This window comes from Leifsonia sp. McL0627 (assembly GCF_058244615.1).
This window is the reverse complement of the sequence record NZ_JBZCGM010000003.1, coordinates 663,815-688,895: the sequence shown is the minus strand read 5'-3', so window position 1 is coordinate 688,895 and position 25,081 is coordinate 663,815. Positions and strand designations below refer to the sequence as shown.

21 protein-coding genes are annotated in these 25,081 nt (G+C 69.1%); 6 read left to right on the top strand and 15 right to left on the bottom strand.

Annotated elements, in window-relative coordinates:
- Window positions 1-40 precede the first annotated feature (40 nt).
- The 8 genes from AC37TH_RS11500 to AC37TH_RS11465 all read right to left on the bottom strand — a co-directional run bounded on the left by AC37TH_RS11500 (window position 41) and on the right by AC37TH_RS11465 (window position 9,375).
- Complete coding sequence (locus AC37TH_RS11500; RefSeq protein ID WP_490764484.1) at window positions 41-1,249, bottom strand: aldo/keto reductase; 1,209 nt, start codon at window positions 1,247-1,249, stop codon at window positions 41-43.
- A gap of 165 nt (window positions 1,250-1,414) precedes the next feature.
- On the bottom strand, window positions 1,415-2,236 hold the full coding sequence (locus tag AC37TH_RS11495) for an HpcH/HpaI aldolase/citrate lyase family protein (RefSeq protein ID WP_490764483.1): 822 nt from the start codon (window positions 2,234-2,236) through the stop codon (window positions 1,415-1,417).
- Window positions 2,233-2,778, bottom strand: a complete 546-nt coding sequence (locus tag AC37TH_RS11490; RefSeq protein WP_490764482.1) for a MaoC family dehydratase — start codon at window positions 2,776-2,778, stop codon at window positions 2,233-2,235. The genes AC37TH_RS11495 and AC37TH_RS11490 overlap by 4 nt, the downstream gene beginning before the upstream one ends.
- The gene (locus AC37TH_RS11485; protein WP_490764481.1) at window positions 2,775-3,479 is read right to left on the bottom strand and encodes a 3-oxoacid CoA-transferase subunit B; all 705 of its coding nucleotides are present in this window, start codon (window positions 3,477-3,479) and stop codon (window positions 2,775-2,777) included. The genes AC37TH_RS11490 and AC37TH_RS11485 overlap by 4 nt, the downstream gene beginning before the upstream one ends.
- Window positions 3,476-4,243: a CoA transferase subunit A gene (locus AC37TH_RS11480; protein WP_490764480.1), complete on the bottom strand. Its 768-nt coding sequence runs from the start codon at window positions 4,241-4,243 to the stop codon at window positions 3,476-3,478. Before AC37TH_RS11480 ends, AC37TH_RS11485 begins: the two co-directional genes overlap by 4 nt.
- A 121-nt stretch (window positions 4,244-4,364) precedes the next feature.
- Window positions 4,365-5,576, bottom strand: coding sequence for an acyl-CoA dehydrogenase family protein (locus AC37TH_RS11475; RefSeq protein WP_490764479.1), 1,212 nt, complete (start codon window positions 5,574-5,576; stop codon window positions 4,365-4,367).
- Window positions 5,573-7,762 (bottom strand): acetyl/propionyl/methylcrotonyl-CoA carboxylase subunit alpha, encoded by a 2,190-nt coding sequence (locus AC37TH_RS11470; RefSeq protein ID WP_490764478.1) that lies wholly within the window; start codon window positions 7,760-7,762, stop codon window positions 5,573-5,575. The genes AC37TH_RS11475 and AC37TH_RS11470 overlap by 4 nt, the downstream gene beginning before the upstream one ends.
- Before the next feature lie 5 nt (window positions 7,763-7,767).
- Window positions 7,768-9,375, bottom strand: a complete 1,608-nt coding sequence (locus tag AC37TH_RS11465; RefSeq protein ID WP_490764477.1) for a carboxyl transferase domain-containing protein — start codon at window positions 9,373-9,375, stop codon at window positions 7,768-7,770.
- Window positions 9,376-9,480: 105 nt separating this feature from the next.
- On the opposite strand from AC37TH_RS11465, the gene AC37TH_RS11460 reads away from it, so the two are divergent.
- Both AC37TH_RS11460 and AC37TH_RS11455 read left to right on the top strand, forming a co-directional pair.
- On the top strand, window positions 9,481-10,107 hold the full coding sequence (locus tag AC37TH_RS11460; RefSeq protein WP_490764476.1) for an SACE_7040 family transcriptional regulator: 627 nt from the start codon (window positions 9,481-9,483) through the stop codon (window positions 10,105-10,107).
- Between the two features lie 112 nt (window positions 10,108-10,219).
- The gene (locus AC37TH_RS11455) at window positions 10,220-12,808 is read left to right on the top strand and encodes a penicillin acylase family protein (RefSeq protein WP_490764475.1); all 2,589 of its coding nucleotides are present in this window, start codon (window positions 10,220-10,222) and stop codon (window positions 12,806-12,808) included.
- Window positions 12,809-12,924: 116 nt separating this feature from the next.
- On the opposite strand, the gene AC37TH_RS11450 is transcribed toward AC37TH_RS11455, so the two are convergent.
- The 4 genes from AC37TH_RS11450 to AC37TH_RS11435 all read right to left on the bottom strand — a co-directional run bounded on the left by AC37TH_RS11450 (window position 12,925) and on the right by AC37TH_RS11435 (window position 16,254).
- On the bottom strand, window positions 12,925-14,223 hold the full coding sequence (locus tag AC37TH_RS11450) for a citrate synthase (protein ID WP_490765105.1): 1,299 nt from the start codon (window positions 14,221-14,223) through the stop codon (window positions 12,925-12,927).
- A gap of 162 nt (window positions 14,224-14,385) precedes the next feature.
- A complete protein-coding gene (gene dapC, locus AC37TH_RS11445) occupies window positions 14,386-15,504 on the bottom strand; it encodes a succinyldiaminopimelate transaminase (protein WP_490764474.1) in 1,119 nt (372 codons plus the stop codon).
- Between the two features lie 16 nt (window positions 15,505-15,520).
- Window positions 15,521-15,841, bottom strand: a complete 321-nt coding sequence (gene fdxA / locus AC37TH_RS11440; RefSeq protein WP_055895722.1) for a ferredoxin — start codon at window positions 15,839-15,841, stop codon at window positions 15,521-15,523.
- 38 nt (window positions 15,842-15,879) lie between these two features.
- On the bottom strand, window positions 15,880-16,254 hold the full coding sequence (locus AC37TH_RS11435; protein ID WP_490764473.1) for a DUF6113 family protein: 375 nt from the start codon (window positions 16,252-16,254) through the stop codon (window positions 15,880-15,882).
- 101 nt (window positions 16,255-16,355) lie between these two features.
- On the opposite strand from AC37TH_RS11435, the gene efeU reads away from it, so the two are divergent.
- Genes efeU through efeB form a run of 3 tightly spaced genes read left to right on the top strand, consistent with a single transcriptional unit; the run spans window position 16,356 to window position 19,804 of the window.
- Entirely contained in the window at window positions 16,356-17,255 is a 900-nt protein-coding gene (efeU, locus tag AC37TH_RS11430) for an iron uptake transporter permease EfeU (protein WP_490764472.1), read from the top strand.
- 43 nt (window positions 17,256-17,298) lie between these two features.
- Window positions 17,299-18,477: an iron uptake system protein EfeO gene (gene efeO / locus AC37TH_RS11425; RefSeq protein ID WP_490764471.1), complete on the top strand. Its 1,179-nt coding sequence runs from the start codon at window positions 17,299-17,301 to the stop codon at window positions 18,475-18,477.
- A gap of 7 nt (window positions 18,478-18,484) precedes the next feature.
- Entirely contained in the window at window positions 18,485-19,804 is a 1,320-nt protein-coding gene (gene efeB / locus AC37TH_RS11420; RefSeq protein WP_490764470.1) for an iron uptake transporter deferrochelatase/peroxidase subunit, read from the top strand.
- Between the two features lie 97 nt (window positions 19,805-19,901).
- Here the strand turns inward: efeB and AC37TH_RS11415 are convergent, their stop codons facing one another.
- From AC37TH_RS11415 to AC37TH_RS11405, 3 genes are all read right to left on the bottom strand, one after another.
- The gene (locus tag AC37TH_RS11415; RefSeq protein ID WP_490764469.1) at window positions 19,902-20,375 is read right to left on the bottom strand and encodes a hypothetical protein; all 474 of its coding nucleotides are present in this window, start codon (window positions 20,373-20,375) and stop codon (window positions 19,902-19,904) included.
- Window positions 20,376-20,442: 67 nt separating this feature from the next.
- Window positions 20,443-22,365 (bottom strand): translational GTPase TypA, encoded by a 1,923-nt coding sequence (gene typA, locus AC37TH_RS11410; RefSeq protein ID WP_490764468.1) that lies wholly within the window; start codon window positions 22,363-22,365, stop codon window positions 20,443-20,445.
- A 112-nt stretch (window positions 22,366-22,477) separates the two neighbouring features.
- Window positions 22,478-24,331, bottom strand: a complete 1,854-nt coding sequence (locus AC37TH_RS11405) for an ABC transporter ATP-binding protein (protein ID WP_490764467.1) — start codon at window positions 24,329-24,331, stop codon at window positions 22,478-22,480.
- Window positions 24,332-24,417: 86 nt separating this feature from the next.
- On the opposite strand from AC37TH_RS11405, the gene AC37TH_RS11400 reads away from it, so the two are divergent.
- Window positions 24,418-25,044 (top strand): PH domain-containing protein, encoded by a 627-nt coding sequence (locus tag AC37TH_RS11400; protein WP_490764466.1) that lies wholly within the window; start codon window positions 24,418-24,420, stop codon window positions 25,042-25,044.
- The last annotated feature ends 37 nt before the right edge of the window (window positions 25,045-25,081 follow it).

The window sequence follows — 25,081 nt, the reverse complement described above, 5'->3', positions numbered from 1 at the left end:
CTGACCCGCTACTCGGCCGACCCGCTACTCGGCCGACCCGCTACTCCGAGACGCGGTCCAATTCGAGCATGTTCGCCCGGGTGAGCCGGATGCCCGCAGACACCATCAGCGCATCCACTTGTTCTGGCCTGCTGGCGCTTGCGACCGGCGCGACGACGTTGCGCTTGGCGAGGAGCCACGCGATGGCGACGCTCGCCGGGGTGACCTCCTGCTCGGCCGCGATGCGGTCGAGGGCGGCGAGGACGCGCTGCCCCTTGCGGTTGACGTAGGCGGCGGCGCGGATGCTGCGGGCATCGGCGTTGAGGTCGCCCTTGCTGCGGTACTTGCCGGTGAGGAAGCCGTTCGCGAGCGCGTAATAGGGCATGACCGCGAGACCCTGCGCCGACGCGACGATGCGCAGGGCGCTCTCGAAGTCGGTGCGGTGCATCAGGTTGTACTGGGTCTGCACGGCGATGAACTTGGGCAGGCCGGTCGACGACAGGATGCGCGCCTCGATCAGCCGGTCGGCACTGAAGTTGGACGCGGCGAGGTAGCGCACCTTGCCGGACTCGATCAGCCACTCGACGGTCGCGAGGCTGTCTTCCAGAGGCACGTCCGGGTCGTCGTCGTGGAAGTAGAGCAGGTCGATGTGGTCGGTCTGCAAGCGTTCGAGCGACGCCTCGACGGCCCGCACGATGCTGACGGAGCCGAGCCCCGGATTCTCGTGGTGACGGCCGACCTTCGTGGCGACGACCACCTGGTCGCGGTTGTGCCGCTCCTGCATCCACTTGCCGATGAGGACCTCGCTGCGGCCGCCGACGTAGCTGTCGGCCGTGTCGATGAAATTGCCGCCGAGGTGGGCGAACCTGTCCAGGATGCGCAGGGAGGTGTCGCCGTCTGCCGTCCAGCCGAAGACGCTCGCGCCGAGCGACAGCGGGTAGACCGCGAGGTCGCTCTCGCCGATGCGGCGGGGCGCGATGATGGACAGCGGCCCCGTGCGTTCGAGGGCGGGGTCGAGAGCGGGCAGCGCCGCGGTCTCGACGCCGATGGACTCGGTCAGGACCTCTTCCGGAGTGCCGGGCTCGATGACTCCGGCCGCGATGGCGGCCTCGGGCGCGCCGGTCTCGACGACACCGCTCTTGGTGGCCCCACGACCGATCGTGCCGGGCCGGGTCACGGCCTCCACGCCATCTCCCGCAGCCGCATCGGCAGCGGCGGATCCTCGGCGGGCGACGGTCTCGCGCAGGCGGAGAGGTAACAGCTGCGGCATGTGCTCTCCCCCTACTCCCGTGCGACTCGAATCGATTCGAGGACCCCGGTTCCCCGATACTTACTTGCAGCGTAAGGCATACGTCCGACAGGCCACGGACAATCGCGGTGAACTGTTACACAATGCTTGGTCACAGTTTCATCACGAAGCAGGAGCCGAATCGGTTCACTGTGAAACGCCCCCTCTGGCGGCCACCGAACGGGCGTGCGCGATCACCGGGCCGTCCACCATCCGCCCTCTAAAACGGAAGACGCCATCGGCTGCGGCGGCCGCCTCCAACAGCTCCAATGCGTCGGCGAGTTCGCCGTGCGTCGGCCGATACGCGGCCCTGACCGTGTCCACCTGACCGGGGTGGATGCACGCGGTCGCCGCGAACCCGACCGCCGCGGCGTCCTCCGCCTCCGCCTCCAGCCCGGCGAGGTCGTCGATGTCGAGGTGCACCGTGTCGACGGCCGCGATCCCCGCTGCGCCGGCCGCCAGCAGCACGGAGGAGCGCGCGTGGGTCGCCACATTCCGGTACCGGCCGTCGCTGTGCCTGCTGGACGTCCCGCCGAGGGAGGCGACCAGATCCTCCGCGCCCCACATCAGCGCGACCACCTCGCTCGCTGCCGCGAGCCCGGGAGCCGCGAGCACCCCGGCCGCCGTCTCGCACAGCGCGATCACCGACAGCCCGCCGAGGTCGCGCAGTTCGGCGACCGACTCCGCCTTCGGCAGCATCACCCTGCTGTACTGCGTCACGGCGAGCGCGGACAGGTCGGCAGCGTGGTCGTCCGTCCCCGCCCTGTTAATGCGCACGATCACCCGCTCCGGGTCGAGGTCGGAGGCGGCGAGCGCCTCCCGCGCCTCGGTGCGGCGGGCGGGGTCGACGGCGTCTTCGAGGTCGATGATGACCGCGTCCGCCCGGTCGAGCGCCTTGGCGTACCGATCGGGGCGGTCGGCCGGGCAGAACAGCAGGGCGGGGCCGAACGGGAACGGGGCGCTGCTCATACGTCCTCCGCCGCGTCGCCGAGCCGGTCGCCGCTAGGCCCGTCGCCGCTGCCGGCATCGCGCGTGAGGTCGAGGTGCGCATCCTGGCACCACATCATCACCTGGCGCGTCGCGGTCGCGACGACCACGCCATCCTGATTGCGGCCGGTGTGCGCCAGCGTGACGATGCCCTGCCCCGGCCGCGACGACGACAGCCGCTTGGCGACCACCACCGTCTCCGAGTACAGGGTGTCGCCGTGGTGCAGTGGATGCGGGAAGGTCACGTCGCTGAACCCGAGGTTCGCGACGATGGTTCCCTGAGTGAGCTGGGCGACGGAGGCGCCGACCAACGTCGCGAGCGTGAACATCGAGTTCACGAGCCGCTCGCCGAACGGCTGCGTCGCCGACCAGGCCGCGTCGAGGTGCAACGCCTGGGTGTTCATGGTGAGGGTGGTGAAGAAGACGTTGTCAGCCTCGGTCACCGTGCGCCCTGGGCGGTGCAGGTAACGGGTGTCCTCCTCGAACTCCTCGAAGTAGAGGCCGCGCTGTTCGATCTCCCTCACGACGCGCTCCCGTTCCGGTCGGCGTCCAGGTCGATCGTGAGCGGGGCGCCGGTGGCGGCGACGACCTCGTCGACGGTCACCCCCGGCGCGACCTCGCGCAGCACGAGGCGCGCGGAGCCGGTCTCGGAACCGCCGTCGCCGCTGCCGCCGCCGTCCCCGACCACGTCGATCACGGCCAGGTCGGTGATGATCCTGTCGACGCATCCCGTGCCGGTCAGCGGCAGCGAGCACTCGGCGACGATCTTCGGACGCCCCTCCCTGTCCACGTGCTCCATCATCACGATGAGTCGTTTGGCGCCGAACACGAGGTCCATCGCACCGCCCATCCCCTTCACCATCTTGCCGGGGATCATCCAGTTGGCCAGGTCGCCGTTCTGCGAGACCTCCATCGCGCCGAGCACCGCGACGTCCACGTGGCCGCCGCGGACCATCCCGAACGAGAGCGCGGAGTCGAAGAAGGCGGCGCCGTCGTTGACGGTGACGGTCTCTTTGCCCGCGTTGATGAGGTCGGGGTCGACCGCGGCGTCTTCCGGGTACGGACCGACGCCGAGCACGCCGTTCTCCGAGTGCAGGATGACCTCGACGTCAGCGGGGATGTAGTTGGGGATGAGAGTGGGCATCCCGATCCCGAGGTTGACGTACTGGCCGTTGCGCAGCTCGCGCGCCACCCGGGCGGCGAGTTCGTTGCGGGTGAGGCTCATCGGACGCTCCCGTCGTCGAGGCGGACGGTTCGGCGCTCGATGCGCTTCTCCCCATCCGGTGCGTGGACGACCCGCTGCACGAAGATGCCCGGCGTGTGCACGGTGCCGGGGTCGAGCTCGCCCGGCTCGACCAGCTCCTCCACCTCGGCGATGGTGATGCGGCCGGCCATCGCGGCGAGCGGGTTGAAGTTCATCGCCGCGGCGTGGAAGACGAGGTTGCCGTACCGGTCGCCCTTCGCGGCGTGCACGAGGGCGAAGTCGGGGGTGAGTGAGCGTTCGAGCACGTAGTCGGCCCCGTCGAACGCACGGACCTCCTTCGGCTCGGACGCGACGGCGACGCTGCCGTCGGCCGCGTACCGCCGCGGCAGGCCGCCCTGGGCGATCTGCGTTCCGACGCCCGCGGGGGTGAAGAACGCCGGGATGCCGGCGCCGCCCGCCCGCAGCTTCTCGGCGAGCGTGCCCTGCGGCGTCAGCTCCACCTCCAGCTCGCCGGAGAGGAACTGCCGGGCGAACTCCTTGTTCTCCCCGACGTACGAGCTGATCATCTTCCGGATGCGCCCGTCGGCCAGCAGGATCCCGAGCCCCCAGTCGTCGACACCGCAGTTGTTGCTCACGACCTCGAGTCCCGACGTCCCGCGCGCGTGCAGCGCTTGGATGAGCGCACTCGGGATGCCGCACAGCCCGAACCCGCCGACGGCGAGCGACGCGCCATCCGGAACGTCGGCCACCGCCTCCTCCGCGCTCCCGACCACTTTGTCGATCACTGTTCTCCTCCTCCTGCTACTACTGCCCTGCTGCCGGTCCCCTGATTATCGAACCGGGACTTATGCACGCCTACCCCCGGCGTGTCGCGTGCATAAGTCCCGGCTCGATGGCTGGGGGACGTCAGGCGTTGAAACCGAGGGCGCGCGAGATGACCATGAGCTGGACCTCGGTGGTGCCCTCGCCGATTTCGAGGATCTTCGAGTCGCGGTAGTGGCGGGCCACGGGGTTCTCGTTGAGGAAGCCGTAGCCGCCGAAGACCTGGGTGGCGTCGCGCGCGTTGTCCATGGCGGCCTCGCTGCCGACGAGCTTGGCGATGGAGGCCTCCATCTTGAACGGCGTTCCCGCCATCAGCTTGAAGCAGGCGTCGTAGTATGCGAGCCGCGCGGTGTGCACGCGGGCCTGCATCCTGGCGATCTTGAACGCGATGTACTGGTTGGAGCCGATCGGACGGCCGAACACGTTGCGGCTCTTCGCATACCGGATCGCCTCGTCGAGACAGCCCTGCGCTGCCCCGGTGCAGAGCGCGGCGAACGCGACGCGTCCCTCATCCAGGGTCTGCACGAAGTTCGCGTAGCCGCGCCCGCGCTCGCCGAGCAGGTTCGCCTCAGGGACGTGCACGTCGGTGAGCGTCAGCGGGTGCGTATCCGACGTGTGCCAGCCGACCTTGTCGTACGACGGCTCCTGCACGAAACCGGGCGTGCCGACCGGCACCAGGATGGCGGACAGCTCCTTCTTCAGCGAGCCGTCCGCGCGCTCGTGCTCCCCGGTGACGGCCGTGATCGTGACCAGCTTGGTGATCTCGCTGCCGGAGTTGGTGATGAACTGCTTGGAGCCGTTGATGACCCACTCGCCGTCGCGCAGTTCCGCTGTCGTCTTGGTACCGGCGGCGTCGGATCCCGCGTCGGCCTCGGTGAGCCCGAATCCGGCGAGCGCCTCACCGCGTGCGAGCATCGGCAGCCACTCCTGCTTCTGCGCCTCCGTGCCGTTGCGGAAGATCGGCATCGCGCCCAGCCCGATTCCCGCTTCCAGGGTCACACCGATCGACTGGTCGACGCGGCCGAGCTGCTCCACGGCGAGACACAGCGACAGGTAGTCCTTGCCCTGCCCGCCGTACTCGACGGGGAACGGCAGGCCGAACAGGCCCATCCGCCCCATCTCGGCGATGATGTCGTACGGCAGGCTGCGGCGGGTGTCGTAGTCGTAGGCGGCCGGCGCGACGACGGTGTCGGCGAAGTCGCGCACCGTGTCGCGCAGACGGATGTGCTCTGCGGTGAGTTCGAAGCCGGCGACGTCGGCGTCCGCTGCTCCTGATCGCGTCATCTGCATGGTCATGGGGTTCCCTGTCTTGTGCTGGATTCGTTGGTGGTAGTGGTGTCGGTGGTGGTGGCGTCGGCAATGGTGGTCTCGGCGGCGGTGCCTTCGACGCTCGCGACGAGCTGGTCGAGCTTCACCAGGTCGCCCTGGGCGACGCGCACCTGCACGGTCCCCGAGAGCGGGGCGACGAGTCGGTGCTCCATCTTCATCGCCTCGACGGTGACGATGGTGTCTCCGGCCTCGACCAGGTCGCCGGTCGTGACGGACACGGACACGACCGTCCCCGGCATCGGCGTGCGCAACTCGGGATCGGCGACGCCGGCCGCTCTGGCGAGCCCGGCGAGGTCGCGCGCGACCCGCTCTGCCCGCGTGAGCAGCCGCAGTTCCCGGGCAGCACCCCCGCGCCCCAGCCAGGTGGATGCGCCGTCCAGCGCGAAGCGGAAGGTGGTCACTGTGCCGTCGAGCGTCAGCAGGGCGATGCCGGGCTCGCCGGGGGCGACCGGAGGCAGCACCCGCAGCCCGGCGGTCCGAGCGGCGGCGGCGTCGGCTACGGCGGCAGTGGCGGCAGCCGCGCCAGCCGTCTCGACCGTCACCACCGCCGTCCCCGCGTCGAGCGCCGCGGCGTCCCCCGCGACGCGCACGATCGCCGTCCCGAGGTCGTACGCCGTCGCCCTGTGCTCGCCCAGCCGCCAGCCGGACGGCTGCGCCCACAGCGCACCCACCGCATCCTGAGACTGCTGGAGTCGAGCCAGGTGCGCGAGCAAGGCTGCAGCGATCAGCTCGTCCTCGCCCGGCTCGGTCGGAGCCTGCTCGGAGAACCGGCGGTCGATGATCGTGGTGTCGAGGCGTCCGGCGCGCACGTCGTCGTCGGCGAGCAGCTCGCGCAGCCAGCGCACGTTGGTCACGGCGCCGAGGATCGCCGTGTCGGCGAGCGCGCGGTCGAGGCGGGTGATGGCCTCCGCCCGGTCAGGACCCCACGCGATGACTTTGGCGAGCATCGGGTCGTACTCGGTGACGATCGGCACCCCGGCGGCCAGGCCGCTGTCGACCCGCACGCCGTCCCCGGACGGCTCGTGCAGTGCGAGCACGCGGCCGTCGCTCGGAAGGAATCCGCGCTCCGGGTTCTCCGCGTACACGCGGGCCTCGACGGCATGACCGGTCAGGCGAACGTCCTCCTGGGCGAACCCGAGCGGTTCGCCCGCCGCGATGCGCAGCTGCCACTCCACCAGGTTGAGCCCCGTGACCAGCTCCGTCACCGGATGCTCGACCTGAAGTCTCGTGTTCATCTCCATGAAGTAGAACTCGTCGGGAGCCGCGTCGGAGACCAGGAACTCCACGGTGCCTGCACCCACGTAGTCGACGCTCGCGGCGACCGCGCACGCGGCCGCACCGATCCGGGCGCGGGTGTCCGCGTCGAGCAGCGGCGACGGCGCCTCCTCGATCACCTTCTGATGGCGGCGCTGGAGGGAGCACTCGCGCTCCCCCAGGTGCACCACCGTGCCGTGCCGGTCGGCGAGCACCTGGACCTCGATGTGGCGGGGCGCATCCACCAGCCGCTCCAGGAACAGCGTGTCGTCGCCGAACGCGGACGCCGCGACCCGGCGGGCGGCGGAGAGCGCCTCCGGCAGCTCTGCGGCGTCGCGGACCACCTGCATCCCCTTGCCGCCGCCACCCGCGGAGGGCTTCACGAGCACCGGGTAGCCGATCTGGTCGGCCGCCAGAATGAGGTCGTCGTCGCTGAGGCCGGGTCGCGCGATGCCGGGGATGGTCGGGACGCCGTGCTGCTCGACCTCGCGCTTCGCGGCGATCTTGTCGCCCATCACGTCGAGGGCGCGCACGCCGGGTCCGACGAACACGATCCCTGCCGCGTCGCAGGCGGCGGCGAGCTCGGCGTTCTCGGACAGGAACCCGTAGCCGGGATGCACGGCCTGGGCTCCCGTCGCTTGCGCGGCGGCCACGATGGCCGCGATATCGAGATAGCTGTGGGCGGCAGAGGCCGGGCCGATGCGCACGGCGACGTCTGCGAGGGCGACGTGGGGCGCATCCCGATCGGCGTCGCTGAACACGGCGACAGAGCGGATGCCCAGGCGGCGCAGGGTGCGGATCACCCGGCAGGCGATCTCGCCGCGGTTGGCGACGAGCACGGTGCCGAACGGCGCAGCGGCGGCGGAGGCCGACGCGGAGGACGTGGAGTGGGAGGGCATGGCGATCACATCCGGAAGAGGCCGAAGGCCGTGTCTGGCAGCGGGCTTCGGGAGCAGACGTCGAGGGCGAGGCCGAGGATCGTGCGGGTGTCCGCCGGGTCGATCACGCCGTCATCCCAGAGCCGGGCGGTGGAATAGTACGGGCTGCCCTGCTGCTCATACTGTTCGGCGATCGGGGCTTTGAAGGCGGCCTCGTCCTCCGCCGACCACTCCTCACCGCGGGCGTCCAGCTGCTCACGCTTGACCGTCGCGAGCACCGACGACGCCTGCGGGCCGCCCATCACCGAGATGCGCGCGGCCGGCCACATCCAGAGGAAACGAGGCGAATACGCGCGCCCGCACATCGAGTAGTTGCCCGCGCCGAACGAGCCGCCGATCACGACGGTGAGCTTCGGCACCCGCGCGGTGGCGACGGCGGTGACCATCTTGGCGCCGTTCTTCGCGATGCCGCCCGCCTCGTAGTCGCGGCCGACCATGAAGCCGGAGATGTTCTGCAGGAACAGCAGCGGGATGCCGCGCTGGTCGCACAGTTCGATGAAGTGCGCGCCCTTGAGCGCCGACTCGCTGAACAGCACGCCGTTGTTCGCCACGATCCCCACCGGATGGCCGTGGATGCGCGCGAAGCCGGTCACGAGTGTCGTGCCGTACTCCTTCTTGAACTCGTGCAGCTCGCTGCCGTCGACGAGGCGCGCGATGACCTCGCGCACGTCGTACGGCGCCTGCACGTCGGTGGGGACGACGCCGTAGAGCTCGGAGGGGTCGGCGACGGGGGCGACGGCTGGATGCACATCCCAGGCCGGCTGCTGCGGCTCCGGCAGGGTGGCCACGATGTCGCGCACGATCTGCAGGGCGTGCCTGTCGTTCTCGGCGAGGTGGTCGACGACGCCGGAGGTCTTCGCGTGCAGGTCGCCGCCGCCCAGCTCCTCCGCCGTGACGACCTCTCCGATGGCGGCCTTCACCAGCGGTGGTCCGCCGAGGAAGATGGTGCCCTGGTTGCGCACGATCACGGTCTCGTCGCTCATCGCGGGAACGTACGCGCCGCCGGCGGTGCACGATCCGAGCACCGCGGCGATCTGCGGCACCTTCGCCGCGGACATTCTGGCCTGGTTGTAGAAGATGCGGCCGAAATGGTCGCGGTCGGGGAAGACCTCGTCCTGCATCGGCAGGTATGCGCCTCCCGAGTCGACCAGGTAGATGCACGGGAGGCGGTTCTCCAGCGCGATCTCCTGCGCCCGCAGGTGCTTCTTGACGGTCATCGGGTAGTAGGTGCCGCCCTTGACGGTGGCGTCGTTGGAGATGACGAGCACGTGACGGCCGTGCACGAGGCCGATGCCGGCGATCACGCCCGCCGCCGGTGACTCGTCGCCGTACAGGCCGGTGGCGGCGAGCGGCGCGACCTCCAGGAACGGGCTGCCCTCGTCGAGCAGGGCGTCGATGCGCTCGCGCGGCAGGAGCTTGCCGCGGGCGATGTGCCGTTCGCGGGAGCGCTCCGGCCCTCCGGCCGCGGCCGTCGCGAGGCGTTCGCGGAGGTCGGCCACCAGGGCGCGCTGGGCGGCGTCGTTCTGCTCGTACCCGGCATCGGTCGCGCTGGTGGCGCTGGTCAGCGTTGGCATGGTTCGCGTCTCGCTCTTCGTCGTCGTCGACATTCGGTTAGTGGTTACTAACTCGAATTTAGGTTAGTGTTCATTAACCAAAAGTCCAGCACCCGGAAGAACACCATGACCGAACTCGCAGACACCGCGCAGGACACCGGACGACCCACCCAGCGCAGCCAGGCCAAAGCCGACCGGCGCGCCGCCCTGCTCGACGCTGCAGCCACCCTGTTCTCCGAACGGGGCTTCAACGGTGTGTCGATCGAAGACCTGGGTGCCGCGGCGGGCGTCAGCGGCCCTGCCGTCTACCGGCACTTCTCGTCCAAGCAAGCCGTGCTCGCCGCACTCCTGGTCGGCGTCAGCGAGCGGCTGCTCGACGGAGGGACACGCGTCGAGTCCGCCGCGGATGACCCGGCGAACGCCCTCCGCGCCCTCATCGTCTTCCATGTCGACTTCGCCGTGACGGAACCGGAGACGATCCGCGTGCAGGACCGCGACCTCGACGCCCTCCCCGGCGACGAGCGCCGCGCCGTTCGCAGGCTCCAGCGCCGCTACATCGAACTGTGGATGGACGTGCTCGGCCGCCTCCACCCCTCCCTCTCCCCCGACGAGCTCCGGATGCGCGTCCAGGCCGCGTTCGGGCTGATCAACTCGACGCCGCACACCGCCAGGGTCGGCGGCACGAGCGTGGACGCCGCGACGGTCCGGCCGGTGCTGGAGCGGATGGCCTGGGCGGGCTTGAACGCGCACTGACCACCCCGGGGGCGTCACCCCCATGCGTTACAGTCGCAGGACACCAACCACCGGAAGGACTGGCGTGGGCGACGACACACCCCGACTACGACGACATCATCGAGTTCTGCGGGTGGTCGGCATCGGGGTGGCCGTGCTGCTCGTCCTGGTGGTGATCGCGGGCGGCGTCGGCGTCTGGACGGTCGTCCGGTCGTTCCCGCAGACCGCGGGCTCGGTCGACGTGCCGGGGCTCTCCGCCCCCGTCACGGTCTACCGAGACGATGCGGGCATCCCGCAGCTGGAGGCGTCGACGTCGGACGACCTGTTCCGCGCGCAGGGCTACGTGCACGCGCAAGACCGGTTCTGGGAGATGGACTTCCGGCGTCACGTCACGGCCGGGCGGCTGTCCGAGATGTTCGGGGCGAGCCAGGTGCCGACGGACACGTTCATCCGGACCCTCGGCTGGCGCACGGTGGCCGAGCAGGAGGTGAAGCTGCTCAGCAAGACCGAGCTGCGCTATTACCAGGACTACGCCGACGGCGTGAACGCCTACCTCGCCAGGCACTCCGGCGCGGAGCTCTCGCTCGAATACGCGGTGCTCGGTCTGCAGAACCCGGACTACAAACCGGAGAAGTGGACCCCGGCCGACTCGGTGGCGTGGCTGAAAGCGATGGCGTGGGACCTCCGCTCCAACCTCGAAGACGAGATCGACAGGGCACTGCTCTCCACCGCGCTCAGCCCGCAGGAGATCGCGGAACTGCATCCCGCGTATCCGTACGCGACGCACCCGACCATCACCAGCGAGGGCGGGGGCGATCCGACGCGCACGACACCGGATGCGGCGGCGACCGGGTCGACGTCGAGCGCGCCGTCGTCGACGTCCACGCCAGCCACGCCCGCCGCCGCTCCTGGTGCGCCGGCGACGCCGGCCGCATTCGCACCAGCGCTCGCGCAATTGGCGACGAGCCTGCAGGCGATGCCCACCCTCCTCGGACCGGCCGGCAGCGACATCGGGTCGAACTCCTGGGTGGTCTCCGGCGCGCACACCGCGAGCGGCAAGCCGCTCCTGGCGAACGATCCGCACCTCGGAGCCGCGATGCCATCGGTCTGGTATCAGATCGGGCTGCACTGCCGAAAGGTCGGACCGGCGTGCCCGTTCGACGTCGCCGGCTTCAGCTTCTCAGGGCTGCCCGGCGTGGTGATCGGGCACAACGACCGCATCGCCTGGGGGTTCACCAACCTGGGTCCGGATGTCGCCGACCTCTACGAGGAGAAGGTCACGGGCGACACCTACGAATACGACGGCAAGCAGGTTCCCCTCACGCTCCGGAAGGAGACCATCAAGGTCGCAGGCGGCACAGACGTGAAGCTCACGGTGCGCTCCACCCGCCACGGCCCCATCGTCACCGACCTCACCGACGGGTTCGGGATCATCGCGAAAGACCAGGCAGGCAAGCTCGACGTGCCCGCCCAGCAGTTCCAGCTCTCGCTGCAATGGTCCGCCCTCACACCGGGACCCACGGCGGGCGCGATCTTCGCGTTCGACACGGCGACCGACTGGACGAGCTTCCGTGCGGCGGCAGAGAGTTTCCAGGTGCCGTCGCAGAACCTGATCTACGCGGACGTCGACGGCAACATCGGCTATCAGGCGCCGGGAAGCGTGCCGATCCGCGCATCCGGAGACGGCACGATGCCCGTTCCCGGCTGGACGAGCCGCTACGGCTGGACCGGCACGATCCCGTTCGACCAGCTGCCGTCCGTGTACAACCCGCCGAGCGGCATGATCGTCACGGCGAACAACGCCGCCGTCGGGCCGGATTTCCCGCAGCTGATCACCAAGGACTGGGAGTACGGCTACCGGGCCAACCAGATCCAGCTGCGGCTCACGAAGCTGATCGCCGCGGGCAAAAAGGTCACCGCGGCCGACTTCGCCGCCATCCAGGCGGACAAATACGACGCCAACGCCGCAACGCTCGTGCCGCTCATCGTCGCGGTCGGCAAGAAGGCCGATCCGTCATCCGGCGCCTATCGCGCGGCCCAGCTGCTGTCCGGCTGGAACTATCACGACGACGCGGACAGTGCGGCGGCGGCATACTTCAACGTGTTCTGGCGCACGCTGCTGCAGGAGGCGTTCGGGCGCAAGCTCCCGGCATCCGCTCCCCCGGTCGGCGGCGACAGGTGGTTCGCCGTCGTGCAGAACCTCGTGACGGACCAGGACTCGGCGTGGTGGGTGGACTCGAAGCTCGGGACGAGCGACAGGGACACCATGTTCGCGCTCGTCGCCAACAACGCGTGGTCGGAGGCCGGCCGGCTGATGGGCGGCGACCAGACCGCGTGGCGCTGGGACAGCATCCACACCATCACCCTCACCAATGCGAGCTTCGGCACGTCCGGCGTCGCGCCGATCGAGTGGCTGTTCAACCGCGGGCCGTATCCGGTCGGCGGCAGCTCCAGCGTCGTGGATGCGGTGGGCTGGGACGCCTCGGTCGGCTACCAGGTGGACTGGGTGCCGTCGATGCGCCAGGTGATCGACCTGAGCGACTTCGACAAGAGCACCTGGATCAACCTCACCGGCGCCTCCGGGCATGCGTTCAGCCCGCACTACACCGACCAGACCCCGCTCTGGCAGCACAACCAGACGCGCCCCTGGCCTTTCAGCCGAGCCGCCGTCGCCGCCGCCTCCTCCCAGACCCTCACGCTCCGTCCCCCGGCCGCGCGCTGACCCGCGTCCCCCAACAATCGAGCCGGGACTTATGCACGCGACACGCCGGGGTGTCGCGTGCATAAGTCCCGGCTCGATGGCGGCGGGCGCCGCGGGAGTTCAGGGGCGAGAAGGGCTCAGCGGGCGGTGGGCCAGGAGCGCTCGGCGGAGCCCGTGTAGAGCTGCTGCGGGCGGCCGATCTTGGTGGCCGGGTCCGTGTTCATCTCGCGCCAGTGGGCGATCCAGCCGGGGAGGCGGCCCATCGCGAACAGGACGGTGAACATCCTGGTCGGGAAGCCCATCGCCTTGTAGATGACGCCGGTGTAGAAGTCGACGTTCGGGTACAGCTTGCGGTCGATGAAGTACTGGTCGGCCAGCGCGACCTCTTCCAGCTCCTTCGCGATGTCGAGCAGCGGGTCGTGCACGCCGAGGGCGGCGAGCACCTCGTCGGCGGACTGCTTGACGAGGCGGGCGCGCGGGTCGAAGTTCTTGTAGACGCGGTGCCCGAAGCCCATCAGCTTCACGCCCTCTTCTTTGTTCTTCACGCGCTCGACGAACTTCTGCACGCTCTCGCCCGAGTCGCGGATGCCGGCGAGCATGTCGAGGACGGCCTCGTTGGCCCCGCCGTGCAGCGGACCGTAGAGGGCGTTGATTCCGGCCGAGACGGAGGCGAACAGGTTGGCCTGCGTCGAGCCGACGAGCCGGACCGTGGACGTCGACGCGTTCTGCTCGTGGTCTTCGTGCAGGATCAGCAGGCGCTCGAGCGCCTTCGACAGCACGGGGTTGACCTCGTACGGCTCCGCCATCGTGCCGAAGTTGAGGCGCAGGAAGTTGTCGACGAAGCTCAGCGAGTTGTCCGGGTAGAGGAACGCCTGGCCGAGGCTCTTCTTGTGCGCGTACGCGGCGATGACCGGCAGCTTGGCCAGCAGGCGCACCGTAGAGAGCTCGATCTGCTCCGGGTCGTGCACGCTCAGGGAGTCCTGGTAGAAGGTCGACAGCGCGGAGACGGCGCTGGAGAGCACGGACATCGGATGCGCGTCGTGCGGCAGGGCGGAGAAGAAGCGGCGGAGGTCTTCGTGCAGCAGCGTGTGACGACGGATGCGCTCGTCGAACTCCGCGAGCTCGCTCGGGCTGGGAAGCTCGCCGTAGATGAGGAGCCAGGCGACCTCGAGGAACGTGGAGTTCTCGGCGACCTGCTCGATCGGGTATCCGCGATAGCGCAGGATGCCCGCGTCGCCGTCGATGTACGTGATGGCCGACCGCGTGGCCGACGTGTTGACGAACCCGTAGTCGAGGCTGGTCAGCCCTGTCTGCCTGGTGAGCGTGGAGAAGTCGATGCTCGACGCTCCGCTGACGCTCGGCAGGATGGGGAACTCGGCTGTGCCACCCGGGTAGCTCAGCGAAGCGGTCGCCGCTTCGGTGCGGGCGGGAGCAATGCTCTCCGCCTGTGCCTTATCGGTGCCGGTTCCGCTCACAACGCCTCCAGGGTATGGGTTGGGTTCGCGCGCTGATCGTGGCAGCGCTGCAAAAGTCGTGCGGATACAGCCTAACGAACGACGGCGACAACTGTTGCATCGTGCAAAAGGGGGACGTTCCCCTTAGAGGGTCTCTCCAACGGCGCGCAGTCGCGCGGCCGCGGCAGCGATCCGCTCGTCCGACGCGGTCAGGGACAGCCGCACGTGCTGCGGCGACGAATCGCCGTAGAAGACGCCGGGACCGGCCAGGATGCCGAGGTCGGCGAGCCGCTCGATGCTCTCCCACGCGTCTCTGCCCTCTGTCGCCCAGAGGTAGAGCCCTGCCTCGCTGCGGTCGATCCGGAATCCGGCCGCTTCGAGCGCCGGACGCAGCTGGTCGCGCCGAGCGCGGTAGCGCTCGCGCTGGACGGAGACATGCTCGTCGTCGCCGAGGGCCGCGACCATCGCGGCCTGCAGCGGCGCCGGCAGCATGAGGCCGGCGTGCTTGCGCACGGTCAGGAGCTTGCCGACCACAGTGGCGCATCCGGCGATGAACGCCGCGCGGTATCCCGCGAGGTTGGACTGCTTGCTCAGCGAGTAGACCGCGATGACGTTGCGGCGGGAGTCTCCGATCACGCGCTGGTCGAGCACACTCGGGATGGGCGTCTCGTCCCATGGCGCATCCCAGCCGAGCTCGGCGTAGCACTCGTCGCTCGCAACGTAGGCTCCCAGCTCACGTGCCCGCTCGACGGCGGCGCGCAGCTCGTCGACCGACAGCACACGTCCATCCGGGTTGCCAGGACTGTTCAGCCAGACCAGGCGCGTGTTCGACGGCCACGACGCAGGGTCGTCGCTCGCGAGAGCCTCGGCGCCCGCGATGGCGGCGCCGATCGCGTAGGTGGGGTAAGCGGCCTGGGGATGCACGACCACGTCGCCCTCCCCCAGCCCGAGCATGAACGGCAAGAACGCCACCAGCTCCTTGGAGCCGATGGTCGGGAGCACGTTGTCGACCGTCAGGCCGTGCACGCCGCGTCGGCGCTCGAACCAGGAGACGATCGCCTCACGCAGGGCCGGCGTGCCGACGGTCTGCGGGTACGCGTGCGCATCCGTCGCTTCGGCGAGGGCGGTGCGGATGAGGTCGGGGGTCGCATCCACCGGGGAGCCGATGGACAGGTCGACGATGCCGTCGGCGTGCTGCCTGGCGCGCGCCGCGAACGGCGCCATCTGATCCCAGGGGTATTCGGGGAGTTCGGCGAGTGCCATCTGCGGCGCGGCCGGCTCAGTGAGCCTGCGGAGGCAGGGCGGCGATCACCGGGTGGTCCTTGGCGATGACGCCGACCTTGGCCGCTCCCCCCGGGGAGCCGATGTCGTCGAAGAACTCGACGTTGGCCTTGTAGTAGTCGGCCCACTGCTCAGGCAGATCGTCTTCGTAGTAGATCGCCTCGACGGGGCAGACCGGCTCGCAGGCGCCGCAGTCGACGCACTCATCGGGGTGGATGTAGAGCGACCGTTCGCCCTCGTAGATGCAATCGACAGGGCACTCGTCGATACAGGCCCGGTCTTTCACGTCGACGCAGGGGAGGGCGATGACGTAGGTCACAGTGCAGTATTTCCCTTCGCGAGATGAACGTCTCTAGCTTATGCCGTTTCCGGACGACGCGACCGCGACAGGTCCGGCCAGGCGAGCACGATGGCCGCGATCACGATCGGACCGGCGAGCCAGAGCTGCCCGAGCAGGTTGTTCGGGATGAGCACCGAGCCGCCAGCGCTCTTCTGCGAGAACAGCAGGATCGCCAGGATCGTGCCGATCGCCGCGACCAGCGGGGCCATGCGGTTGTGCGCGAGCAGGCGCAGACCGACGAGCAGCGCGGTGTATGCCGTGAGCGACCCGATGAGGCCAAGCGGGATGCTGATCCCCCAGGTCACCGTGGTCTGATGCGCGACCGTTCCGACGGCGCCCACGAGCGCTCCCACGATGAAGAGCAGCACGTAATTCACGATCCGGCTGAGCATTCACGAATCCTATCTGGACATGCTGGGCGCGGTTGTCTAAGGTCGAAGGCGGTAAGGTTAGCCTTACCAACCTCCCGACCTCCTTCAAGCGAAAGTCCTCTGTGTTCGCGAACTATCTGATCGGCCTCCGCGAAGGTCTCGAAGCCTCTCTCGTCGTCGGCATCCTGATCGCCTATGTGGTGAAGGTCGGGCGACGCGATGTGCTCTCCAAGCTCTGGGCCGGCGTCGGGATCGCCGTCGTCGTGCCGCTCGGGCTCGGCGCGCTTCTCACCTGGGGACCGTACGGCCTTAGCTTCCAGGCGCAGGAGATCCTCGGCGGGGGTCTCTCGCTCGTCGCCGTCGGGTTCGTGACCTGGATGACCTTCTGGATGGGCAAGACCGCCCGCACGATGAAGTCCACGCTGCACTCCAAGCTCGATTCCGCCCTCGTCGGCGCCGGCTGGGGAATCATCATCCTGGCCATGCTGAGCGTCGGACGCGAAGGGATCGAGACGGCGCTGTTCGTCTGGGCCACCGTCGCCAGCCTCGGCGGCGGCTGGGAGCCGGTCGTCGGAGCCGTCCTCGGCATCCTCACCGCCGCCGTGATCGGCGCTCTGCTCTACCGGGGCATGGTCAGGATCAACCTCGGGACGTTCTTCACCTGGACGGGCGCGTTCCTCATCCTGGTGGCCGGCGGCGTACTCGCGTACGGCATCGGCGACCTGCAGGAGGCCGGTGTGCTCCCCGGCGCCGGGATCCACGCGTACGACATCAGCCACATCATCCCGTCGTCGAGCTGGTACGGCACGCTGCTCACCGGCATCGTGAACTTCAACCCGTCCCCCACCTGGCTGCAGGTGTTCGGCTGGCTCGCCTATGTCGTGATCGTGTCCGCGTTCTACCTCCGCCAGCACCGCGCGTCGGCGAAACCGACGGCGAAGGCCCCGGATGCGCAGCAGCACACCCCGGCGACGGCCTCCGCCGGCGGCGGCTCCGCCCTCCGCAGCACCACAGCATCCTGACCGGCGTCCGTCCGCCGCCCTCCCCCGCACAGAAAGCACCCCTATGCCACGCTCACGCTCCTTCGGCATCCTCGCCGGAACCATCGGCGCCGCCACCATCGCCATCGCCCTCACCGGCTGCGTGCCGAACAAGGCCGCCGCGAGCGCCGAAGCGATCAGCGTCACGCTGAACGACGAGAAGTGCACCGTCTCCACCGCGACCGCCCCCAGCGGCGCCGTCACCTTCCAGGTCAGCAACACCGGCACGGACGTGAACGAGTTCGAGGTGCTCGCCGAGGACAAGCTGCGCATCGCGGGTGAGAAGGAGAACGTCGGACCGGGCACGACGGTCAACTACGTCGTCCAGCTCGCCGAGGGCAGTTACTACACGGCGTGCAAGAAGGGCATGGTCGGCAGCCCCACCTCCTACGCGAAGTTCGCCGTCACCAAGGGCGACACCGCGAACGTGTCGGCGAGCGAGAGCAAGCAGGTCTCGCAGGCCGTCACCAACTACATCTCCTACGTCAAAGACCAGAGCGGCCAGCTGCTGACGGCCACGCAGGCGTTCGCCAAGGCCTACGAGGCAGGCGACGACGCCGCCGCACGGGCCCAGTACCCCGCCGCCCGCGCCTTCTACGAGCGCATCGAGCCCACCGCCGAACAGTTCGGCACTATCGACCCGGCGATCGACCTGCGCGAGGCCGACCTGGAGAGCGGGCAGACCTGGACCGGTTGGCACCGCATCGAGAAGGACCTCTGGGCCCCCGCCGGCTTCACGCCATCCGACGCCGCAGGCCGCACACAGCTCGGCAACCAGCTCGTCGCCGACACGCAAAAGCTCTACGACCTCGTGTACGCGAAGAACTTCAGCCTCACCATCGACCAGATCTCCAACGGAGCCATCGGTCTGATGGAGGAGGTCTCCCGCAGCAAGATCACCGGCGAGGAGGAGACCTTTTCCCACACGGACCTGTGGGACTTCCAGGCCAACGTCGAGGGTGCCCAGGTCGCATACGGCATCGTCCGGGACATCGCGGAGAGCAAGGGCGCGAACGGCAAGAAGGTCGTCGCGCAGCTCGACAGCGAGTTCGCCGCGATCACCGAGCTGCTCGCGAAGTACAAGTCCGGCGACGGCTTCGTCAGCTACACCGAATTGAACACCTCCCAGGTGAAAGAGCTGTCCGACGCGGTCAACGCGCTGAGCGAGCCGCTCAGCCAGCTCACCTCGATCATCGTCAAGTAGGGTCCAGGTGACTTCGGAGACCACCGGCGAGAACGCGCCCGCGGCGGAAGGGACCGGCACGACCGGCCTCTCCCGCCGCGGGCTTCTCGGCCTCGCCGGCGCGGCCGTCGGCGCCGGTGTGGTGGGCGTCGGCGCGGGCATCGCGATCGACAGGACGGTGCTCGGCGCCTCCACGGACTCGTCCGCGACCTACCCGTTCTACGGGGAGCACCAGGCCGGCATCACCACCCCGGCGCAGGACAGGCTGCACTTCGCGACCTTCGACATCGCCGACGGCGTCGACCGCGCGGGGCTCGTCGAGCTCCTGCAGGACTGGACCACCGCCGCAGCGCGCATGACCCAAGGGCGCCCGGCCGGCAAATACGGACCGGCGAGCGGTCCAGCGGATGCGCCGCCGGACGACACCGGCGAAGCCCTCGACCTGCCCGCCGGCGGCCTCACCCTCACGTTCGGCTTCGGCCCGAGCCTGTTCAGGACGGCGGATGGACGGGACCGGTTCGGGATCGCGTCCCGCCGCCCGGAGGCGCTGGTCGACCTTCCGCACTTCCCCGGCGATGCACTTCAGGATGCGCTCGTCGGCGGCGACCTCTGCGTGCAGGCGTGCAGCGACGACCCGCAGGTGGCGGTGCACGCCATCCGCAACCTGTCGCGGATCGCGTTCGGGCGCGCATCCATCCGGTGGTCGCAGCTCGGTTTCGGGCGCACGTCGTCGACGTCGCGCAGCCAGACCACCGCACGCAACCTGTTCGGGTTCAAGGACGGCACCGCGAACATCAAGTCGGAGGACACCACGGTCGTCCACGACCAGGTGTGGGCGGATGCGGCGGACGGCTCAGGCGACGCCTGGATGGCCGGAGGGTCGTATCTGGTCGCGCGCAAGATCCGGATGGTCATCGAGACCTGGGATCGGCAACAGCTCGGCGAGCAGGAGCGCATCATCGGGCGCGACAAGGGCGAGGGAGCGCCCCTGTCCGGCGGCACCGAGTTCAGCGAGCCAAACTTCCTGGCCGTCTCCCCCACCGGCGGCACCAAGATCGACCCGGACTCGCACGTGCGCCTCGCGCACCCGTCGACGAACGGCGGCGCGCAGCTCCTGCGCCGCGGCTACAACTTCGTGGACGGCAACGACGAGCTCGGGCGGCTGAACGCCGGGCTGTTCTTCATCGCGTTCCAGCGCGACCCGCGCAAGCAGTTCATCCCGATCCAGTCGCAGCTCGCCAAGAACGACGCCATGAACGAGTACCTCAAGCACGTCGGCTCCGGCGTCTTCGCCGTTCCGCCCGGAGCCGCCTCCGGCTCGTACGTCGGGGCACCCCTCTTCGCCTGACCCCGCCCTTCCTGTCCCCAGCCGCCCCCTGATATTCGAGCCGGGACTTATGTACGCGCCTCCCCGGCGTGTCGCGTACATAAGTCCGGCTCGATTATCAGGGGGCGGGGGTTGGGGTCGGGGAGGCGGTGGGGACGCGGGAGACGGAGTAGTTGGCGACCCAGCCGTTGACGCCGGCGGAGGTGACGACGACGATCACGCCGTATGTGCCGTCGGAGAAGGTGCCCGTGCCGCCGCCATCGGGGGCGGTCGCGGCGTTCACGCTGGTGAAACCGGCGTCGGCGAGCTGTTTCTGGATGTCCTGGAACGCCTTCGCGTCCGGGAGCTTGACCGTGACGTTCCAGACCTTGCCGTCACCGGAGCCGACCGTCGCGCCGAAGACGACATCGCCCTTGTAGAGTGGCACCTCCGACGGGAAGTCCGCGGGGACCTTCGAACCGCCGATGTCGACGTTGCCGCCGGTCACATCTTTGATGGTGCCCTCGATGCCGCAGCCCGTCAGTGCGGGGGCGACGCCCACGGCGAGCACGATCGCGAGCGGCAGGCCCACGAGCATCCTGGTGCGTTTCATGATCGTCGCCCTCCCTGACGACCCGTCGCTTGCGTCGCGCGGGCCGTCAGGTCAAGCGTACGTTCGATCAGGCGTTCTGGTCCTGCTTCTTCAGACGCGAGGTCGCGCGGGCACGCGCGTTCGAGTCCAGCTCGACCTTGCGGATGCGCACGATCTCCGGGGTGACCTCGACGCACTCGTCTTCGCGGGCGAACTCGAGGCACTCTTCGAGCGTCAGCTGACGCGACGGCGTCATCGACTCGAAGTTGTCGGCCGTGGACTGACGCATGTTGGTCAGCTTCTTCTCCTTGGTGATGTTCACGTCCATGTCGTCTGCACGCGAGTTCTCACCGATGACCATGCCCTCGTAGACCTCTTCGGTGGGGTTCACGAAGAAGGTCATGCGCTCCTGCAGTGCGATGATCGCGAACGGCGTCACAACACCGGAGCGGTCGGCCACGATGGAGCCGTTGCTGCGGGTGATGATCTGGCCGGCCCAGTCGTCGTAGCCGTGACCGATGGCGTTGGCGATGCCGGTGCCGCGCGTGGTGGTCAGGAACTCCGTACGGAAGCCGATGAGGCCGCGCGACGGGACGATGAACTCCATACGGACCCAGCCGGTGCCGTGGTTCGACATGTTCTCCATGCGGCCCTTGCGGGCGGCGAGGAGCTGCGTGATGGCGCCGAGGTACTCCTCCGGTGCGTCGATCGTCAGGTGCTCGAACGGCTCCTGCAGCTTGCCGTCGACGCGCTTGGTGACCACCTGCGGCTTGCCGACGGTGAGCTCGAAGCCCTCGCGACGCATCTGCTCGACCAGGATGGCGAGTGCGAGCTCTCCGCGGCCCTGGACCTCCCAGGCGTCCGGGCGCCCGATGTCGAGCACGCGAAGCGAGACGTTACCGACCAGCTCGCGGTCGAGGCGGTCCTTGACCATGCGGGCGGTCAGCTTGTGACCCTTGACCTTGCCGACGAGCGGCGACGTGTTCGTTCCGATGGTCATCGAGATCGCGGGCTCGTCCACGTGGATGGCCGGAAGGGCGCGGATGTCGTCCGGGTCGGCCAGGGTGTCGCCGATCATGATGTCGGCGAAACCGGCGACGGCGACGATGTCGCCGGGGCCCGCGCTCTCGGCCGGGTAGCGGTCGAGCGCCTTCGTGATCATCAACTCGGTCACGCGCACGTTGTGCACGTCGCCGTCGTGGCGGACCCACGCGACCGTCTGGCCCTTCTTCAGCGTGCCGTTGAAGATGCGCAGCAGGGCGAGGCGGCCGAGGAACGGCGAGGCGTCGAGGTTGGTGACGTGCGCCTGCAGCGGAGCGGCCGGGTCGTAGGTGGGGGCCGGGATGTGCTCGAGGATCGCCTCGAACAGCGGCTCCAGGTCGTCGTTGTCCGGAAGTTCGCCGTTGGCGGGCTGGTTGCGGCTCGCGGCGCCTGCGCGGCCGGAGGCGTAGACGACGGGGACGTCGAGGATCGCATCCAGGTCGAGGTCGGGCACGTCGTCGGCCAGGTCGCTGGCGAGGCCGAGCAGCAGGTCCTGGCTCTCGCTCACGACCTCCTCGATGCGTGCGTCGGCACGGTCGGTCTTGTTGACCGCCAGAATGACCGGCAGCTTGGCCTCGAGGGCCTTGCGCAGCACGAAGCGGGTCTGCGGCAGCGGCCCCTCCGACGCGTCGACGAGCAGCACGACGCCGTCGACCATGGACAGGCCGCGCTCGACCTCTCCACCGAAGTCGGCGTGGCCGGGGGTGTCGATCACGTTGATGGTGATTGGGCCGTTCGCGGCGTGCTTGCCCTTGTACGAGATCGCCGTGTTCTTGGCGAGGATCGTGATCCCCTTCTCGCGCTCGAGCTCGTTGGAGTCCATGGCACGGTCTTCGACGTGCTCGTGGTCACCGAACGAATTCGTCTGCCGGAGCATGGCGTCGACCAGCGTGGTCTTGCCGTGGTCGACGTGGGCGACGATCGCGACATTGCGCAGATCATCGCGGTGGGCGACGGCGTTCTCGGACATGCGTGCAGACTCGACTCTCGTCAGAAGGATAAGTGGGGAACGGTCCATTCTATCAGGGGAATGACGAAGGACCCGACGCGTACGGCGTCGGGTCCTTCGAGGTTGCTGTGGGCTACAGCCCCTGCGCCACCGGCGGCTCCGCCTCCGGCAGCTGGACGGGGGGCACGATGCCCTCGTCCGAGCCGGCGGCCAGCAGTTCGAGCCGCAGGGTGCGGCGGGCGCGCTGCTGCTCGGGGTCGGGCAGCGGAACCGCGGCGAGGAGGCGCTGCGTATACGCCTCCTTCGGGTAGCGGAGGATCTCGTTGCGCGTTCCGACCTCGACCAGGTTGCCGTGGTGCATCACCGCGATGCGGTCCGCGAGCACGTCGATGACCGCGAGGTCGTGGGTGATGAAGAGGCAGGCGAAGTTCATCTCTCGCTGCAGGCCCTGCATCAGGTCGAGGACGCGCGCCTGGACGGAGACGTCGAGCGCGCTCGTCGGCTCGTCGGCGATGAGCACCTGCGGCTCCAGCGACAGCGCGCGGGCGATGCCCACACGCTGCTTCTGCCCACCGGACAGCTCGTGCGGGAAGCGGCTGCGGTATGCGCGCGGCAGCTCGACGCTGTCGAGGAGGCGGTCGACCTCTTTGGCGAGGCTCTGGCCTTTCAGGCCTTTCGCCAGGCGCAGCGGCTCACCGATCGAGTCAGCGATCTGCAGGCGAGGGTTCAGCGACGACGACGGGTCCTGGAAGACGATGCCGACGTTGCGGTGGAGCTTGCGGATCTCGTCCCGGTCGGCATTGCTGATGTCCTGGCCCGCCACGACGAGCTTGCCCGAGTGGATGGGCAGCAGGCCGATGGCGGCGCGGCCGAGCGTGGTCTTTCCGGAGCCGGACTCCCCCACCAGGCCGACGACCTCTCCCTCGTGGATCTGCAGGGAGATGTCGCTCGCCGCACGGAACGCGGGGACGCGGCCGTGCTTCGGGTACTCGATGGCCACGTTCTGGAAGTCGACGACGACCTTGCGCTTGTCCATCTCGGACTTCGTGTGCTCTTCCGCGGCGATGCGCTCGTTCACCTTGATGCGCTCGGCGAACGCGGCGTCCGGGTTCTCCGTGCCCGCCGCGAGGGCGGCCGTGGTGTCGATCACGTCGTCGTCGCGCTGGCCCAGGTGCGGGACCGCATCCAGCAGGGCGATCGTGTACGGGTGCTGCGGGGCGGCGAAGACGTCGGCGACGGTGCCGGCCTCGACGATGTCGCCCTTGCGCATCACGACGATGTTGTCCGCCAGGTCGGCGACGACGCCCATGTCGTGCGTGATCAGCAAGATGGCGCTGTCGAGGCGGTCGCGCAGCGAACGCAGCAGTTCCAGGATCTCGGCCTGAACGGTGACGTCGAGCGCGGTGGTCGGCTCGTCGGCGATGAGCAGTTTCGGGTCGCAGGAGATCGACTGGGCGATCATCGCGCGCTGACGCTGGCCGCCGGAGAGCTGATGCGGGTAGGAGTTGTACGCCTTCACCGGGTCGGGGAGCTCCACCATGTGGAGCAGTTCGAGCGCGCGCTCCTTGGCCTCGTGCGGCGACATCCCGAAGTGGATACGCAGGGTCTCCACGATCTGGAAGCCCACCGTGTACACAGGGTTCAGCGCCGTCATCGGCTCCTGGAAGATCACAGACACCTGGCGTCCGCGGACGCGGCGCATCTGCTGCGGGGAGAGCCCGGTGAGCTCGCGGCCGTCGAGCTTGATGCTGCCCTGCACGCGCGAGTTCTGCGGCAGGAGGTCGAGGATCGCCATCGAGCTCGCACTCTTGCCGGAGCCGGACTCGCCGACGATCGCGAGGACCTCGCCCGCCTTGATCGAGTAGTTGAGCTTCTTGGCCGCTGGGACCCAGACGTTGTCGACGCCGAAGTCCACCGACAGGTCGGTGACCTGCAGAACGGGGGCGTCGGTGACGACGCCGGCCTGACCGTTGGTCTTGTCGGTCATGAGTTGCTGTTCCTTTCGCGAGCGCCGGGGATCGCCCGGCGTCTCCGGTCGCCGTTCGCAGACGGGAGGGATGAGAGCATGGTCACATGCCTCACACCTCCGCCGACGAACGCGAGGTGTTCGTCTCCCGGTTCAACCGGGTCGTTGCCGTCCTGATCTGGGCGGCGTGCGCCGCTCTGACCGTCGGACTGCTGGTGAGCATCCACGATCTGCGGCTGCTCTACATCGTTCCGTGCGCGTTCTTCGCGCTGCTGGCGTGGGCGACGCTGTGGCGTCCCCTGTTCGTCGTCGCCGACGAGGGACTGACGGTGGTCAACGTGAGCAGCACCGTCGAGATCCCGTGGGAGGCGCTCATCAACGTGGACACGAAGTTCGCGCTGACCCTCTACACGCCCGGCCACAAGTACGCGGTCTGGTCGCTGCCCGCTCCCGGAACGTCCAGGACGCTCAGAGCGACGCGCAGCGAGACCAAGGGACGCATCGGCAAGCCGAGCGTCGCGGACAGTGTTCGCCGCCCGGGCGACCTGCTTTCCACCCCGTCCGGCGCCGCCGCCGAGGTGGTGCGCCGCCGCTGGACGCAGCTGCGCGACAGCGGAGCGCTCGAGGCGGGGATCGCCGACCAGACGCCCGTGACGGTGCGATGGCACCTGGCCAGCTTGGCTGGCCTGGTGCTGCTGCTCGGCGGCACGATCGCCGCCCTGCTCCTCGCCTGAGACCAGCTCGGGGGCGAGGGGCAAGGCGAGGACGGCG